Source organism: Cytobacillus oceanisediminis, from assembly GCF_022811925.1.
GTDB classification, from domain to species: Bacteria; Bacillota; Bacilli; order Bacillales; family Cytobacillaceae; genus Cytobacillus; species Cytobacillus oceanisediminis_D.
On sequence record NZ_CP065511.1, the window covers coordinates 1,652,885 to 1,669,598 of the forward strand.

Annotated in this window: 16 protein-coding genes; 13 read left to right on the plus strand and 3 right to left on the minus strand. The window is 40.1% G+C overall.

What is annotated here, in order from left to right:
- Nucleotides 1–26: 26 nt before the first annotated feature.
- Nucleotides 27–839 carry an undecaprenyl-diphosphate phosphatase gene (locus IRB79_RS08550; protein ID WP_431833414.1) on the minus strand — a complete coding sequence of 271 codons (813 nt, stop codon included), beginning with the start codon at nt 837–839 and terminating at the stop codon, nt 27–29.
- 172 nt (nt 840–1,011) lie between these two features.
- On the opposite strand from IRB79_RS08550, the gene IRB79_RS08555 reads away from it, so the two are divergent.
- Entirely contained in the window at nt 1,012–1,191 is a 180-nt protein-coding gene (locus tag IRB79_RS08555) for a YjzC family protein (protein ID WP_048010977.1), read from the plus strand.
- 166 nt (nt 1,192–1,357) lie between these two features.
- Nucleotides 1,358–3,955, plus strand: a complete 2,598-nt coding sequence (clpB, locus tag IRB79_RS08560; RefSeq protein ID WP_243508082.1) for an ATP-dependent chaperone ClpB — start codon at nt 1,358–1,360, stop codon at nt 3,953–3,955.
- Nucleotides 3,956–4,025: 70 nt separating this feature from the next.
- On the opposite strand, the gene IRB79_RS08565 is transcribed toward clpB, so the two are convergent.
- The gene (locus IRB79_RS08565) at nt 4,026–4,217 is read right to left on the minus strand and encodes a YjzD family protein (protein ID WP_206835273.1); all 192 of its coding nucleotides are present in this window, start codon (nt 4,215–4,217) and stop codon (nt 4,026–4,028) included.
- A 214-nt stretch (nt 4,218–4,431) separates the two neighbouring features.
- Between IRB79_RS08565 and IRB79_RS08570 the strand changes: the two genes are divergently transcribed.
- The 5 genes from IRB79_RS08570 (at nt 4,432) to IRB79_RS08590 (ending at nt 8,395) form a co-directional block, all read left to right on the plus strand.
- Entirely contained in the window at nt 4,432–5,169 is a 738-nt protein-coding gene (locus IRB79_RS08570; protein WP_243508083.1) for an alpha/beta fold hydrolase, read from the plus strand.
- Nucleotides 5,170–5,251: 82 nt separating this feature from the next.
- Nucleotides 5,252–6,082 (plus strand): hypothetical protein, encoded by an 831-nt coding sequence (locus IRB79_RS08575; RefSeq protein ID WP_243508084.1) that lies wholly within the window; start codon nt 5,252–5,254, stop codon nt 6,080–6,082.
- Between the two features lie 118 nt (nt 6,083–6,200).
- Complete coding sequence (locus IRB79_RS08580; RefSeq protein ID WP_243508085.1) at nt 6,201–7,163, plus strand: BMP family ABC transporter substrate-binding protein; 963 nt, start codon at nt 6,201–6,203, stop codon at nt 7,161–7,163.
- A 22-nt stretch (nt 7,164–7,185) separates the two neighbouring features.
- Nucleotides 7,186–7,380 (plus strand): ComZ family protein, encoded by a 195-nt coding sequence (locus IRB79_RS08585; RefSeq protein WP_243508086.1) that lies wholly within the window; start codon nt 7,186–7,188, stop codon nt 7,378–7,380.
- 673 nt (nt 7,381–8,053) lie between these two features.
- Entirely contained in the window at nt 8,054–8,395 is a 342-nt protein-coding gene (locus IRB79_RS08590) for a nuclease-related domain-containing protein (protein WP_243508087.1), read from the plus strand.
- Nucleotides 8,396–9,007: 612 nt separating this feature from the next.
- Here the strand turns inward: IRB79_RS08590 and IRB79_RS08595 are convergent.
- The gene (locus IRB79_RS08595; RefSeq protein WP_243508088.1) at nt 9,008–9,394 is read right to left on the minus strand and encodes a hypothetical protein; all 387 of its coding nucleotides are present in this window, start codon (nt 9,392–9,394) and stop codon (nt 9,008–9,010) included.
- A gap of 213 nt (nt 9,395–9,607) precedes the next feature.
- Here IRB79_RS08595 and IRB79_RS08600 point away from each other — a divergent pair, with 213 nt between their 5' ends.
- The 6 genes from IRB79_RS08600 to opp4A all read left to right on the plus strand — a co-directional run bounded on the left by IRB79_RS08600 (nt 9,608) and on the right by opp4A (nt 16,703).
- Nucleotides 9,608–10,540 (plus strand): beta-ketoacyl-ACP synthase III, encoded by a 933-nt coding sequence (locus IRB79_RS08600; protein ID WP_243508089.1) that lies wholly within the window; start codon nt 9,608–9,610, stop codon nt 10,538–10,540.
- Nucleotides 10,541–10,588: 48 nt separating this feature from the next.
- Nucleotides 10,589–11,827 carry a beta-ketoacyl-ACP synthase II gene (gene fabF, locus IRB79_RS08605; protein ID WP_243508090.1) on the plus strand — a complete coding sequence of 413 codons (1,239 nt, stop codon included), beginning with the start codon at nt 10,589–10,591 and terminating at the stop codon, nt 11,825–11,827.
- A 254-nt stretch (nt 11,828–12,081) separates the two neighbouring features.
- On the plus strand, nt 12,082–12,738 hold the full coding sequence (locus IRB79_RS08610) for a DUF2268 domain-containing putative Zn-dependent protease (protein WP_243508091.1): 657 nt from the start codon (nt 12,082–12,084) through the stop codon (nt 12,736–12,738).
- A 157-nt stretch (nt 12,739–12,895) separates the two neighbouring features.
- The gene (locus IRB79_RS08615; protein ID WP_243508092.1) at nt 12,896–13,921 is read left to right on the plus strand and encodes an ABC transporter ATP-binding protein; all 1,026 of its coding nucleotides are present in this window, start codon (nt 12,896–12,898) and stop codon (nt 13,919–13,921) included.
- Nucleotides 13,921–14,937: an ABC transporter ATP-binding protein gene (locus IRB79_RS08620; RefSeq protein WP_243508093.1), complete on the plus strand. Its 1,017-nt coding sequence runs from the start codon at nt 13,921–13,923 to the stop codon at nt 14,935–14,937. The genes IRB79_RS08615 and IRB79_RS08620 overlap by 1 nt, the downstream gene beginning before the upstream one ends.
- 35 nt (nt 14,938–14,972) lie before the next feature.
- Nucleotides 14,973–16,703 carry an oligopeptide ABC transporter substrate-binding protein gene (gene opp4A / locus IRB79_RS08625; protein WP_243508094.1) on the plus strand — a complete coding sequence of 577 codons (1,731 nt, stop codon included), beginning with the start codon at nt 14,973–14,975 and terminating at the stop codon, nt 16,701–16,703.
- The last annotated feature ends 11 nt before the right edge of the window (nt 16,704–16,714 follow it).

Below are 16,714 nucleotides of genomic sequence, written 5' to 3' on the forward strand. Positions count from 1 at the left end.
TTCTCAGCGCTGAGAAGGCTTTTTCATTAAGATAGGAAATAAACAAGCGGCCCAACAATAAAACAATAAATCGCAAAATACTTCAGGTTCCCTTTAGCCATAATATTCATAAACCATTTCAGCGAAAAGTAAGATGCAGCCAGTGAGGCAATAAAGGCAATTGTATAGGGCAAAGCATATTTAGATAAATTGGGATCCGTTATTATGTCGTTAAAACCTAGTATCATTCCGCCGGCACTTACCGGGATATATAAAAGGAAAGAAAACCTTAAAGCTGTTTCCTGTTTCATCCCAAGCCCCATTGCGGCTACAATGGTAGCACCGGAACGGCTGATTCCCGGTATCAGGGCAACTGCCTGTGCAAGTCCTACAATGATTGCATCCTTATAAGATAATTCAGCATCATTTTTCCGTCCGCGTAAATTACGGATCAGCCACAGCGCAAGTCCAGTCACGATAAGAGTAATCCCAACAGTTCTTATATTTGCAAGGTGGGTATCGATAAAATCCTCGAACAAAATTCCGATGACTCCTGCAGGAATGGTTCCAATTATCAAGTAAATGATAAACCGAAAGTCTGATTCCGCCTGTTTATCTTTGGTGGTAATATATGCAAGGCCATTTCGGATCAGTCTCATAATATCTTCCCTGTATATAAGCAGTACAGCCAATAATGAGGCTGTATTTACCAGGAGGGCAAAGCTAAGCCCTTTGATGTCAAGGCCGAAAAAATGCTGGGCAATCTCCAGGTGCCCGCTCGATGAAATGGGAATAGGCTCTGTAAATCCCTGAAACAATCCCAAAAACAAGTATTTAAGCAATGTCAGAAAATCAGTCACAAGTAAATCCCCCATAATGAAATCTCATACCTCCCCATTTAACTATAAAAAGGACGGCAGAGTAAAGTGATATCCTTTTCATTGCTTCTACGCGATGCCAATAGTTTCCCTCATGAGAGATGCAAGAGTGGAAATAATAATAAGTGATTTACGATTAAAGGAGGTATTCAGCATGGGGCAAAACAGACAATTTAAGCCTGGCCAGAAAGCACCTAATAATGGAATTTATATAGAAATTGGCGAAACGGGTAGTAACGTGAATAATCCTCAAATGCTTAAAATGAGAGCTGGAGACCAATTTCCGGAAACATCCAATCATAACCGGATTTGGACGTATAAAAGAAAGCCTTGATTTTGATTATTTACCAAGAAGATGGGGAAATAGTATAAAAAATAGAGCCATCCCAATTGCGGATGGCTTTTTCGACTGAGAATAAACTGCTGGAAACTTTACATATGAAAAGATTGGATTATAATAAAACTAAAAGGTCAAAAAAGGTCAAAAAGGAGGTTGCATAATGGATCTAAATCGGATGACAGAGCGGCTTCAGGAAGGGTTATTAAATGCACAGTCCATAGCGTTGCGCGAGCAGCATCAGGAGGTGGATGAAGCCCATTTATTCCTGGCTTTAATGGGGCAGGAAAACAGCCTGATTTCATTAATATTGTCAAAAATGCAGATTCCGGCTGATTCTTTTAATAATAAAATGCAGGAAGCACTGAGGAAAAAACCACAAGTGTCCGGTTCAGGTACAGAACAAGGAAAATTGTATATAACCAGTAAACTGCAGCGGCTCCTGGCGGAAGCAGAAAATTATATGAAGATTTATCAGGATGATTTCATGTCAGTTGAGCATGTTTTCATGGCTGCTGCAGCAGAGGAAACCGAAACGGCAGCAGTTTTAAAGTCATACGGAATCAATAAAGAACTAGTGGAGCAGGCGATTAAGGAGATTAGGGGGAATCAGAGGGTGACATCGCAAAATCCGGAATCAACATATGAGGCACTAAAAAAATATGGAAGAGATCTTGTTGCAGAGGTGAAACAGGGGAAAGTTGATCCTGTAATTGGCCGGGATAGTGAAATCAGGCATGTCATTCGCATCCTTTCAAGGAAAACCAAGAATAATCCAGTTTTAATAGGCGAACCTGGGGTAGGAAAGACAGCTATTGTCGAAGGTTTGGCACAAAGAATTGTACGTAAAGACGTGCCTGAGGGCCTCAAGGATAAAACCATTTTTGCTCTGGATATGAGCTCTTTAATTGCCGGGGCCAAATTCCGGGGTGAATTCGAAGAAAGACTGAAAGCTGTATTAAATGAGGTTAAGAAAAGCGAAGGCAGAATTCTTCTTTTTATTGACGAACTTCATACCATTGTTGGAGCGGGCAAGACAGAAGGAGCAATGGATGCAGGGAATATGCTGAAGCCTATGCTTGCAAGGGGAGAATTGCACTGCATAGGAGCTACCACACTTGAGGAGCACCGCAAATATATCGAGAAAGACCCTGCCCTGGAACGGCGTTTTCAGCAGGTATTGGTGCAGGAGCCGGATGTAGAGGATACAATCTCAATTCTCAGAGGTCTGAAGGAGCGCTTTGAAATCCATCATGGAGTCAATATCCACGATCGCGCTATAGTGGCTGCCGCAACCTTGTCAGACAGGTATATTACAGACCGGTTCCTTCCAGATAAAGCGATTGACTTGGTTGACGAAGCTTGTGCCATGATCAGGACGGAAATCGATTCAATGCCATCAGAGTTGGATGAAGTTACAAGAAGAGTCATGCAGCTTGAGATAGAAGAAGCAGCTTTACGAAAAGAGAGTGATGAAGGGAGCAAGCAGAGACTTGCAGGCCTGCAAAAAGAACTGGCTGAATTAAAAGACCAGGCTAACAGCATGAAAGCAAAATGGCAGCTTGAAAAGGAAGGAATCCAGAAAGTCCAGGAAAAACGGGAGCAGCTTGAGAAAATGCGCCGTGAACTGGAAGAAGCAGAAAATAATTATGACTTGAATAAAGCTGCAGAACTGCGCCATGGAAGAATCCCTTCTTTGGAAAAGGAATTGAAAGAGCTTGAAAGTGCAGTTAACGAGAATCAAGGGGACCGGCTGCTGAGAGAGGAAGTCACAGAAGAAGAAATTGCCGGCATTGTGGCAAGGTGGACAGGTATTCCAGTGGTTAAACTTGTTGAAGGAGAACGTGAAAAGCTGCTTCGTCTTGAAAGCATTCTTCATGAAAGAGTGATTGGCCAGGATGAAGCTGTAGAGCTTGTGTCAGATGCTGTCCTTAGGGCAAGGGCAGGAATTAAAGATCCGAATCGCCCCATTGGCTCCTTCATTTTCCTGGGCCCAACTGGAGTGGGAAAAACAGAATTGGCTAAGGCACTTGCACAGTCACTATTCGATAGTGAAGAACAAATAATCAGAGTTGATATGTCCGAATATATGGAAAAACATGCTGTGTCAAGATTGATTGGTGCTCCTCCGGGGTATGTAGGATATGAGGAAGGCGGTCAGCTGACAGAAGCTGTCAGAAGGAAACCATACTCAGTAATCCTGCTTGATGAAATTGAAAAGGCACATCCTGAAGTATTCAATATCCTCCTGCAGATGCTTGATGATGGAAGAATCACTGACTCACAGGGCCGCACGGTTGATTTTAAAAATACCGTTATTATTATGACTTCCAATATTGGCTCCCATTTTCTTCTGGAACGTTCTGCTGGTGAGGTAGATATATCTGAAGAAACCAGAAACAATGTACTGGGACAGCTGCGGAGCCATTTCCGTCCAGAGTTTCTAAACAGAGTGGACGAAATTATTCTGTTTAAGCCTCTAGCTCTTAATGAAATAAAGAGTATTGTTTTAAAATTAATTACTCACCTTCAAGCAAGATTATCTGATCAGCATATTAAGTTGAGTATAAATGATAATGCCAAAGAATATATTGCAGAAAACGGATTTGATCCCGTCTATGGAGCCAGGCCGCTCAAACGTTTTATTCAAAGGAACGTTGAAACAGCACTCGCCCGCAAAATAATAGCAGGTGAAATTAAAGATTACAGTGAAGTTGTCATATCCGCAGATAATGGCAAAATTGAATTGCTGGTAAAATAAGGCCACAAATGAAAAGAATCATCCTGAATCAATCAGGATGACTCTTTTCATTTCCTGCATAAGCTGCAGATTAATGAAGTCCTTCTTTCTCAACAGGACCTTCAGGAATGATGGAAGCGACAACAAAAATTAAAACAGTTGTCCCAACCGCCAGAATGGTGCCGGTTACAAAATCATAAGGCGCTCCAAGCATTGAAGAAACTACGTACGTTAACATTTGAACAAGAAGGAAAGTCCAGAAAAATGTCCAAAAGTATCTCATCTATTTCACCTCTAACATAATTAATCCCTTTTCATATTAGCATAAGCTATTAAAGAAATAAATTTATTTTTACATCCTATACATGTACTTTTCAGCTCTCTGATTGTATACAGCCTGCTTCATAATGAACTTGTCTAAAACTAGGCAAATCCCCCATTCATTTTAATTTTACTCACATACATTATTATGAACAAACTTGCAAAGGAGTTTTACTATGGAAAGCCGGAACTTCCAGCTGGATACAGAATGGTGCATGATTCATTACCCAGATAAACCTAGTGGTTTCGGTATCCTGATTATTGGGGATGATCGGCACTTTGTTGACAGAAACTGCAGTTTTTGGACTCAAAATGAAGGGAAACATTCACTAATAAAGAAGCTCAGGGAAAATGGCTATACAATTTTTTATTCAAATCTTTACGGGAGGCACTGGGGGAGCGATCGGGCTGTCGATAAGGCAAAATACTTGTATGAACATATTCTGCGAACGGAAATTATTAACGAAAAGATCCATATTGTTGCTGAGGGCATGGGAGCATTGGTAGCCCTTAGATTATTGCATGAAATGAGCGATTTAATCCGTTCAGCCGTATTAATCAATCCCATTCTTTCACTAAAGCACCATCTCGATCAGGAAAAAGAGCATAAGTTTTTTTACAAGAAACTATTAAAAGAACTGGCATTTTCATATGAAATAGAAACGGATAAAATAGCGGATCTGCTCAGCAAGCATGAAAAAAACCTCACAACAGGCCTTAAAGTGCCAGTCAGAATCATTCAGGTACTGGCGGGCGGAAGAGCTTACAAGCAATCAGATTATTTAAAGAAACGATCAATACAATGGGAAAATGAAAATAGCCCTATCTCTGTGTTTTATATCCTTCCAGATAAAAAACAGCGAATGTCTTCTCAAATGACAAACTTCTTTAGAAAATATGAAAAAGTCCTATAAAAATCTGCTGCCATTCCGCAAAGAAATAAAGACAATCCCTGAAGCATAGTATACATTAATATGCTTCTAAGGAGGAGTAAAGATGGACAGGGCAGTAATAATAGGGACGTTTGAATTTATAGGATTCAGCCTGTGCAAGCATTTTCTTGAACAGGGCTGTGAGATAGATGGAATTCATTTCAATAAGGAAAAAGAAAATGCTTTAATCAGCGAAAAACGCCTGGCAATCGGACGGAATGCCAATTTCTATGAAAAAAACTATTCATCATGGATTAAATCTAAAAGAGAGATAATAAAAAGTGACGTAATCTTTATAGATATATACGATTTATATATAAAGAATGAGCTCGCCTCTTTAAGGGAGAAGGAGCTTATTGAGGAATTTCTTATAAAAAACTTGGCTGAATTCAAAGAACTTCAAGTGAAAATTACATTCCTTCTCCCTATTCAGTGGCTTAAAGACATCAGCAGAACACACAGCCGCTTGGAAGATGCTATTGAAATCCTTAGAGAAAACAATATTTCAGTTTCATCCTTTTACCTTCCTGTCATATACGGTCCCTGGCAGCCAAAGGAATTTAGTTTCCACCAGGCTCTTGCCAATGGAAAAAGAGTAATGATAAGTGAAAGGGAATGGATACATGACGCTATTTTCATTGATGATCTCATCTGTTTTTTATCGGATTGTGCAGATAAGTTAGGCGATTCCTGCCTATTAATGAGCAGCGTCACCGGACATTGGCAAAAATGCGCAGAATACCTTTCACTTGACTATAATGAAAATTGGCGCAGTCCCGATCTGGCAAAAGGAAAAGTAATTGAAAAAGCGATTAAGTGTTCCGTGAAATTTTCTGAAGGTCTTGAGAAGCAAAGAAGCCATATTCTTTCTTTAGAGAGCCTGGATGGTTTGTAAATTAGAAAAAAATCTTTTCAATTAACATATAGACAAGGTAGAATTGAATTAGTCTGGTAAAATAAACCGGTCATACCATTAGTATGAAGCAAAAGACAGAGAGGCGGAGAAAAAGGAGATGCATAAGACATTAGTGAAATTCGGGATCCTTCTTTTGTGCCTTCTTTTATTGGCCTCCTGCGGACAAGCGATGTCTACAGGAAAACTTGAAAAAGCTGGATTATTAGTGCCCGATACCGTCAATGATCAGGTATGGGGGACCAAAGGCTATAAAGGCATGTTAAAGATTCAATCCCATTATAATGTTGAGGTTTATTATAAAGAGGGCATGAATTCTGAGATGGTTGTTGAAAGAGCTGTTAAAGAGTTAGATCAAAAAGGTGTAAACCTGATTTTTGGACATGGCAATGAATACGCGGCATACTTTAATAACATTTCTAAAAAATACCCTGACATTCATTTTGTCAGCTTTAATGGCGATGCCCAAAATGACAACACCACCAGCTTGAATTTTGAAGCCTATGCAATGGGATTCTTTGGCGGCATGGTTGCTGGTCATATGACGAAAACCAATAATATAGGAATACTCGCAGCTTTTGAATGGCAGCCGGAGGTAGAAGGTTTTTATCAAGGTGTAAGCCAAATTGATGAAAGAATAAATGTGCAAATTCAATATGTCGGCAACTGGGACAATGATAATAAAGCCATAGCTCTCTTGGAAAAAATGATTGCCAATAAGACAGATGTTGTCTATCCAGCTGGAGATGGGTATAATGTTCCTGTCATCGAGAAACTAAAAGAAGAAGGGCTCTACGCCATCGGTTATATTTCCGACCAGTCTGATCTGGGTGAATCAGTTGTGCTGACCAGTACTGTTCAGCATGTCGATGTTTTGTATGAACTAGTTGCAGAAAAATTCAACGAAGGCGAACTGGAGTCAGGAAATTTAACTTTCGATTTCGAGGATGAAGTTATTTCACTGGGAAAATTCAGCCCTGACGTCGACGAAGAATTCAAAAAAGAACTAAACGCCGCCATTGAGAATTACAAAAAAACAGGCAAACTGCCCACCAAGAATTGATATACATAGGAGGTACTACAAGATGCAGCTAAACGAAAAAAACATGGAATTCATGCAAATCGCCATGAAATATCTGCCAGAAGCCAAACAGCAGCTCGACGAAGCAGGCATTGAACTATCCATGGAAATGATCCAGCCATTCATGAACCTATTCACCAAAGTCATGAACGAAGCCTACGAAATGGGCAAAGCGGATGCTTTGAATGAGAGTGAGTAATGGGGAACCAGCCTTTGGGCTGGTTTTTTGTTTGGGGTATTACCTCTGCGGGATTTGAATGATTATAAAAATGGCGCAAAAAGTTAGCTGAAAGCGCAAATGACTTATATAACGGCGCAATAAAGAAGAAGAACAGCGCAAGTAAAGTAATCAAGACGCAATCAGGTCTTGAGAGCGCAATTAAGCCAGAGGAAAACGCATATAAAATATATGATGGCGCAATGGAGAAAATGAACAACGCAATTAAAATAAATCACGACGCAATTTAGGTCCCGAGAGCGCAAAAAAGCAAGAGGAAGACGCAAATGACTTATATATCGGCGCAATAAAGAAAAGGAACAGCGCAATTAAAGTAAATCAGGACGCAATCAGGTCCCGAGGGCGCAAATAAGCAAGTGGAAGACGCAAATAACTTAGATGATGGCGCAAAGGAGAAAAAGAACAGCGCAATTAAAGTAATTCACGACGCAATCAGGTCTCGAGAGCGTAAAAACCAGAGGAAAACGCAAATAACCTAGATAATGGCGCAGAAAAAAAGAACTTGTGCTAATCAAGAAAATAACGAAGCAATCAGATTTCGAGAGACAAAAATATACATAACATACAAAAATCCAAAAGGGAATTTACTGATCGATTGCGAATTTTAAATACGTAAACTAAAGGAGGTAATGTAATGATAATGAAGCCAAGAACTATTCCAAGAAGAATTCTGCAAAATGAAGCATTATTGCGAAGATTGCCCGAATTTCATCGAAAGAGGCATGAAATTGAAAGAGATAACCGAAACCGAATTAGTGGATATAAAGGAGAAAGGCAGCTTGATTACTTTTTAGGTTTCCTTCCAAATGAATTTAAAGTATATAATGATCTCCGTTTTAAAAACCACACTGCCTTTCAAATCGATACCCTTCTAATAACTCCTTTTTTCACAGCTATTATTGAAGTGAAGAATTATACCGGTACTTTATACTTTGAACCTCTTTCTGATCAAGTGATTCAAATACATTATTCCTAATCCTATTTCACAGGTAAAACGGCAAGCAGCACAGTTCATAGAATGGATGCATAACGAAAAACTGCCAGCCGTACCTATTGAACATTTTGTAGTAATGGCTAATCAATTAACCTATATAAAAACCGAGAAGGAAAATAGAGATATTTTAAAGACAGTGATCCATGCTGAGAAAATAATAGACAGGCTGCTGGAAGCCAAAAATCAATATCAAAAACAATTACTTTATCCCCATCAGATAAAAGAAATTAATAAAAGACTTCTTGTAAAACATACCCCATCCAACAAGAAAATTCTCGAAATATATGGAATAGCGGAGAAAGAACTAATACGAGGTGTTCAATGTAACTCTTGCAACTCTTTTAACATTAAAAGAAAAAATCGGAAGTGGCATGCTCTATATGTCAAAACATTTCCAACACTGCTCATCGACAAGCCATCTATGACTATTTCCTTCTTATTAACGATCAAATATCGAATACGGGTTGCCGCGAGTTCCTTAATATTAATTCCAGGCACATGACCTATAAATTACTATCTTCAATGAAGCTTAAAAATAAAGGTGTCACTAAATCCAGGGTTTATACAGAAAATGATGCAGAGTAGCCCCAGCCCCTACTTCTTCAAAAACATCTCCAGCAAAGGCCCTGCATTTTTCAGCAATGGTTTTAACTGATGAGCTGAAGTCATAAGAGTGTCAATGTTGCCCATTAGTTCCTCCAAGTTGATATTGTTCAGGATATTGTTTCCATTTTCGTTAGGAGGATTGTCTCTTTCATTAGTTTCTCTGCTTCTTCCGCCAAGAAGCCATTCGTCAGCTTCATGTGCATTTCTGCTCCTGCCCCCGAAAAGCCAGTCATCTATCCCTTGAGCTTCTTCAGCTCTTCTATCCGATTCAGTTTCACCTTCAGCTGGCTCATGTCTTCTTACTCTTTCACCAAACAGAAAATGGGTTAAAGGGTCTTCTGTATTTTCTTTGACTTTATCATCTTTATCAAGCATAAGCTATTTTCCTCCTTTCAGATCCCTATATAACAGCATATGAAGAAAAGTTAACTGGGTATAGACATTTGTGCAGTAATAAGTAAGGGAAGGTAAAAAGTGTTGCGTTATTATATATACTTTTGATAAAATTAGTACCAAGTCATAATAATTGATAACAATTTAAATAGAGAATGCTTATGGGTTTGTAAATATGAAAGGGAGTGGGACTCCATGAATGCTGGAATTATAGGAATCGGAAGATATCTTCCTGAAAAAGTGGTAACAAATGCAGATTTGGAGAAAATAGTTGATACTTCTGATGAATGGATTCGGACCAGGACTGGAATTGAGGAAAGAAGAATTGCGGATGACAGCATAGACACATCTGATATGGCGTATGAGTCAGCACTTAAAGCATTGGAAAATGCAGGCATTGAAGCAGAGGATTTAGATCTTATTTTAGTTGCAACGGTTACACCGGATCACCCGTTTCCATCTGTTGCCTGCATGCTTCAGGAGCGATTAAATGCAAAAAAGGCGGCGGCAATGGATATTAGCGCTGCATGTGCAGGTTTCATGTATGGTATCATAACGGGAAAACAGTTTATTGAAACAGGGACATATAAACATGTATTGGTAGTAGGTGTTGAAAAGCTTTCCAAAATTACAGACTGGAATGACCGTAATACTGCTGTTTTATTTGGAGACGGAGCAGGTGCAGCTGTAATCGGGCCAGTCTCAGATGGCCGGGGAATATTATCATTTGAATTAGGTGCAGATGGCACAGGCGCAAAACATCTATATCAGGATGAATATATCATTATGAATGGACGCGAAGTGTTCAAATTTGCGGTTCGCCAAATGGGTGAAAGCTGCATCAACGTACTTGATAAAGCTGGACTATCCAAAGAGGATGTAGATTTCCTAATACCTCATCAGGCGAATATACGCATTATGGAAGCTTCCCGTCAAAGACTGGAACTTCCGGTTGAGAAGATGTCGAAAACAGTGGATAAATACGGAAATACTTCTGCTGCATCTATTCCAATTGCATTGGTGGAAGAACTGGAAGCGGGTAAAATTAAAGATGATGATTTGCTCGTGATGGTCGGCTTTGGCGGAGGGTTGACTTGGGGAGCCATTGCGATGAGATGGGGAAGATAAGATACCTCATTTTAAATATGATGATAATTTAAAAGGAGCTGCATCAAAATGAATAAAAGAAGAGTTGTAGTTACAGGCATCGGAGCTGTAACACCGCTTGGAAATAATACAGAGACGACATGGAATAATATTAAATCAGGGGTTTCAGGTGTTGGCCCTCTGACTAGATTAAATGCAGATGAATATCCCGCTAAGGTTGCTGCTGAGGTAAAGGATTTCAATCCTGAAGAATATATTGACAAAAAAGATGCCAGAAAAATGGACCGCTTCACACACTATGCTGTTGCATCATCCTTTATGGCCGTAAAGGATGCAAACCTTCAGATTACAGATGAAAATGCTCATCGCATCGGTGTTTGGATTGGTTCAGGCATTGGTGGTATGGAAACTTTTGAAAATCAATATGAAACATTTATGAAACGCGGGTACAGAAGGGTGAGCCCATTCTTCGTGCCAATGATGATTCCGGACATGGCAACGGGTCAAGTCTCGATTTATTTAGGTGCAAAAGGGTTTAACTCCTGTACAGTAACTGCATGTGCCACTGGTACAAACTCAATCGGCGATGCCTTTAAGGTTATTCAGCGCGGCGATGCCGATGCGATGATCTCAGGGGGAGCAGAAGCGCCAATAACAAAAATGTCTGTAGCTGGATTTTGTGCCAACACCGCACTTTCAACCAATCCAGATCCAAAAACAGCCAGCCGTCCATTTGATCAGAATCGTGACGGGTTTGTTATTGGAGAAGGTGCGGGAATTGTAGTACTTGAAGAATTGGAGCATGCACTTGCACGCGGTGCAAAAATTTATGCTGAAATCGTCGGATATGGCGCTACCGGGGATGCTTATCATATCACTGCACCTGCTCCAGGTGGAGAAGGCGGAGCAAGAGCCATGAAAATGGCGATTGAAGACGGCGGCTTAAAGCCGGAAGATATCGATTATATTAATGCCCACGGTACAAGTACTGATTATAATGATAAATTTGAAACATTGGCTATCAAAGAGGTGTTCGGAGAGCATGCCTATAAATTGGCAGTAAGCTCGACTAAATCAATGACGGGACATCTTCTGGGAGCTGCAGGCGGAATTGAAGCCATTTTCACAGTTCTGGCAATGAAGGAAGGGATCCTGCCGCCGACCATTAATCTCGAAAACCCGGATCCTGAATGTGATCTGGATTATGTTCCAAATAAGGCAAGGGAAAAAGAAATAAAAGCCGCAATGAGCAATTCACTAGGCTTTGGCGGCCACAATGCAACCATTGTTTTTAAAAGATATGAATAAAAAATAAACCAAAGCCGATTCAATGGAAGATGAACCTCCTTTGAATCGGCTTTTTATTTTGAAGAACAAAATGCTGCTACTTACATAAAATTTATTAAATATCGAGTATATGGAGGTGGGGAAATGGGATAGTCAAAACAGATTTATGGCTCGAAGAAAGTTTTAATGATCCGCTTAAAATATGTGAAAAACTTACAGGACCCTTCAATGATCATAATCCCCGAAAAATATACGAATACTTAATGGATTTCGGCATGTATAAACCTGACCGGTTCAGCAGGAATGATTTCAAGGAATTAAAAGAAAAAGAAACATGGGATCTAGCAGAAAAAATATACTTAAAATATAGGAAGAAATGGGGCGGTCCTAATATTGATGTTTATATCTTCCCGGCGGCAGGAGGAGGTCTTTTTTCGCGGCATTCTGGAAAATCTGGAGTTTCATTCGCAAATATGCTCTTTCTGTTTCTTCCTTCTGATATAGAAGAAGACGAAGTAGAGGCTTTATTTGTACATGAATATCACCATTCTTGCAGAATTAACTCACAGAAAAAAAGCCTTGAAGAATTTACGCTGCTTGATTCCATCATATTGGAGGGGCTTGCCGAACATGCGGTAGAAATACACTGTGGTAAGAAATTCAGAGGATCCTGGTGCAGCAGATATTCAAAGGAAGAGATCAGGAATTTCTGGGATAAATTGATTAAAGCTCATTTGAAATTAAAAAAGGATGAGAGGCTTCATCAGAAGATACTGTATGGTGAAAGACCTTACCCTCCATTACTTGGTTATGCTGCTGGCTACGAAATTGTAAGGGGATTTAGAGAGAAAAAAAGTTTTTCTACAAAACTATCTTTTAGTGCGCCATCCGAATATTTTGTGGACCAAACTTTATATAAACTGAAGTCGTAATCGCTTTAAAGCCCTAAAATGTGGGCTTTTTTTTTAGTATAGAAAAATGAATCTTAACAAATTTTAAAAAAATCTTGCAATTGTAATAACTTTGTAATAATATTTTAGACAAATAGAATGAATTAACAGAATAATTCGAAAAGGTAAGAGGTGTCCTATGAGCGCAAATCCCCGTCAACATAAAGACGCACCATTACTAGAGGTGAAGAATTTAGAAACGGCTTTTTCCATAGATGGTACATACTATAACGCAGTTGATAATGTTTCTTTTAGAGTTAAACCTAGACAAATAGTTGGAATAGTAGGAGAGTCGGGCTGCGGGAAATCTGTAATGAGCCTCTCTGTCATGAAGCTCCTGCCTAAAGGAATTGGCCAAATCCGAAACGGAGAAATCATCTTTGACGGTATTCATTTGGAGAAGATGACAGATTCAGAGATTAATAAAATCAGGGGAAAAGATATCGCAATGATATTCCAGGAACCTATGACTTCTTTAAATCCTGTTTTCTCTATCGGGTTCCAGCTGCAGGAAGTATTATTCAATCATATGAAAATCTCCAAAAGAGAAGCGCGGCTTAAAAGTATCGCACTTCTAAAAAGTGTGGGAATTTCAAGACCTGAAAAAATTGTAGATGAATATCCGCATCAGCTTTCAGGAGGCATGAGGCAAAGGGTCATGATCGCCATCGCCATTGCCTGCCAGCCGAAGCTGCTGATCGCCGATGAGCCGACAACTGCCCTGGATGTAACTGTACAAGCCCAAATTCTGGAGCTTCTAAAAGAAATCCAGGAAGTCAATGATATGTCCGTCATTCTGATTACTCATGATCTGGGTGTTGTGGCTGAGATGTGTGATGAGGTAATTGTTATGTATGCAGGGAAGATAGCAGAGCGGACAGATGTAGATTCCTTATTTCACAATCCAAAACATCCTTATACTCAGCTCCTGATGGGAGCCATTCCAAAAATGGATGAAGAAGTGGAAAAGCTAAGCACAATAAAAGGAATTGTGCCTTCATTAAAAAATATGCCTAAAACAGGGTGCAAATTTGCGGCGCGCTGCCCTAAGGCAATGCCAGAATGCATGACAGTTACACCTCGATTGGCAGAAAATGAAGAAGGACATGAGGTAGCCTGTCTGCTTTACGAGACAAGCCAGCCGAAACAAGAGGTGAACGCATAATGAGTACAGAGCATAATAATACAGCTGTTATAAAAAAGGATAAAAGCAGTAATGATGTACTTTTAGAGGTTAAGAACCTAAAAACGTACTATCCAATAAAAGGCGGAATCCTTAGAAAGACGGTAGCGGTCGTTAAGGCTGTTGATGATGTTTCCTTTGAAATTAGGAAAGGGGAGACATTGGGGCTGGTTGGAGAATCAGGCTGCGGAAAATCAACAGCAGGCAGAACAATCCTCAGACTTCTAGAACCTACAGACGGACAAATCATATTTGACGGACAGGATATCACAAATGTGAGAGGGACCAGTCTGAGGAAAATCCGCCAGGATTTCCAGATGGTTTTCCAGGATCCTTATGCATCATTAAATCCCACGATGATGGTTGGGCACCTTGTGTCAGAGCCAATCAGGAACTATAACAGTAAATCCGAAAAGGAACTGAAGCCGGAAGTAATGGATCTTCTTGCGAAAGTTGGGCTACCTGAAGACGCTTACTATAAATACCCGCATGAGTTTTCGGGCGGGCAAAGACAGCGTATCGGGATTGCAAGGGCACTGGCTTTAAGACCAAAGCTCATTATTGCGGATGAGCCTGTTTCCGCCCTGGATGTATCAGTCCAATCTCAGGTATTGAACCTGCTGAAAGAGCTTCAGGATGAATTTGATCTTACTTTCTTATTTATTGCCCACGATTTGAGTGTAGTTAAACATATGAGTGACCGGATAGGGGTTATGTATCTGGGAGGCCTTGTAGAAGTCGCTGAAAAGGACAGCCTCTATGCAGAGCCTTTGCATCCTTATACTCAAGCTCTAATATCTGCAATCCCAGAACCGGATCCGCGGAAGAAAAAAGAAAGAATCATTTTAGAGGGCGATGTGCCAAGCCCGATTGATCCTCCAAAAGGATGTACATTCCATCCGCGCTGCGCACATGCAATGCCGGAGTGCCAGAGTGTAAAACCGCACTTAAAGGAGGTGAAGCCTGGGCATAGAGTCGCTTGTCACTTATATAAATAAGGCTTTGTCAAAAAATATTTTTCGGGGGGAAACCAATGAAGAAGTCAGCATTTTGGCTGCTTTCGCTTCTGCTTGTCATGTCTGTATTCCTGGCAGCATGTTCCGGCGGGGGGGAGAAAGCCAGCACTGAAAAGGAACCAAAGGATGATGGGAAAGCATCAGGAGAAGCTCAAGAGGGTGGAACAGTAACATTCGGTTATACTCAGCCATTTAAAGGTGTTTTATCTTATGCTTATTATGAGGGTGAAGATGATGTTAATGCTCTTCAGTTTATGCATGAAGGTTTGCTTAAAGTAAATGATGAGCTTGTATCTGAACCGAATCTGGCAGATTATGAGTTATCTGAAGACAAGACTAAATTAACTTTCAAGCTTAAGCAAGGGGTTAAATGGCATGATGGTGAAGAATTAACTGCAGAAGATATGGAATTTGCATGGTATTTAATTGCTGATCCAACATATGAAGGTGCTCGTTTTGCTAACGTTGCAATGATCAAAGGTGCTCAAGAATATAAAGACGGAAAAGCTGAGACAATTGAAGGTATCAAGGTAATTGACGATTATACAATTGAAGTGACAGTAACTGAGCCTTCTGTTAACTTATTGGAAAATATTTGGATTTATCCTGAGCCAAAGCATCATTACGGGGATATTTCTTCTAAAGAGCTTCCAGACTCGGATCAAATCCGTAAAACCCCAATCGGTGTAGGTCCTTTTAAGGTGAAAAACATCGTACCTGGTGAAATGATTGAATTTGAGCGTTTTGATGATTACTGGCAAGGACCAGCTAAATTGGATGGTGTAGTTTACAAAATTATTGATGGTTCTCTTGCGCAAGGTTTAGTGCAAAACGGAGAAATCGATGTTATTGAAGCTCCAAAGGATCAGTGGGAAGCTATTAAAGCTCTTGACAATGTAAATCCAGTAGAAGCTGATGCAATGTCTTACAGCTATATCGCTTTTGACTGGGGTCATTATGACACTAAAAAAGGTGTAGTAGTTTCAGATAACAAGAAGTTCCAAAATAAATCCCTTCGCCATGCTATGGCACATGCAATTGACCGTCAGGCATTTATCGATGGCTTTGCAAACGGATTAGGAAAACCATTAAACACTCCTTTCCCATCAGTATCATGGGCAAAAATTGATGATTCAGAAATCAATCCATATGAATATGATCCAGAAAAAGCAAAGAAATTACTTGACGAAGCAGGATATGTTGACAAGGACGGCGACGGCTTCCGTGAAGATCCAGAAGGCAAGCCATTCACAATTAACTTTGATGCAATGGCGGGTGCTGAAACTTCAGAGGCACGTGCTCAATTCATCCTTCAATCCTGGCAGGAAGTTGGCTTAAATGCTAAGCTAAACGGCGGTTCATTAAAAGATTTCAACCTATTCTATGACACTATTGAAGCAGATGACCCATCTGTTGAAACATTTATGGGTGCTTGGGGACTTGCTAATGACCCAGATCCAGCTGGCATCTGGTTGTCTACTGACAAATGGAATATGTGGAGATGGTACAGCGAAGAGTCTGATGCTCTTATTAAAAAGGGTGTAACATTCCCTGAAGACTCCAGTAAAGATGTTCAAGAGCACCGTCAGGAAATCTATAATGAATGGCAAAAGCTTGTTAACGAAGAATTGCCAATCATCTTCTTCGAACAGCGTGTAGATCCATGGGCGATCAACAAGCGTGTGGGCGGAGTTAAAGTAACTCCATTTGGAACTGATGAGTTCCACAAGTGGCACATTGTAGAGTAATAGGATAAAGG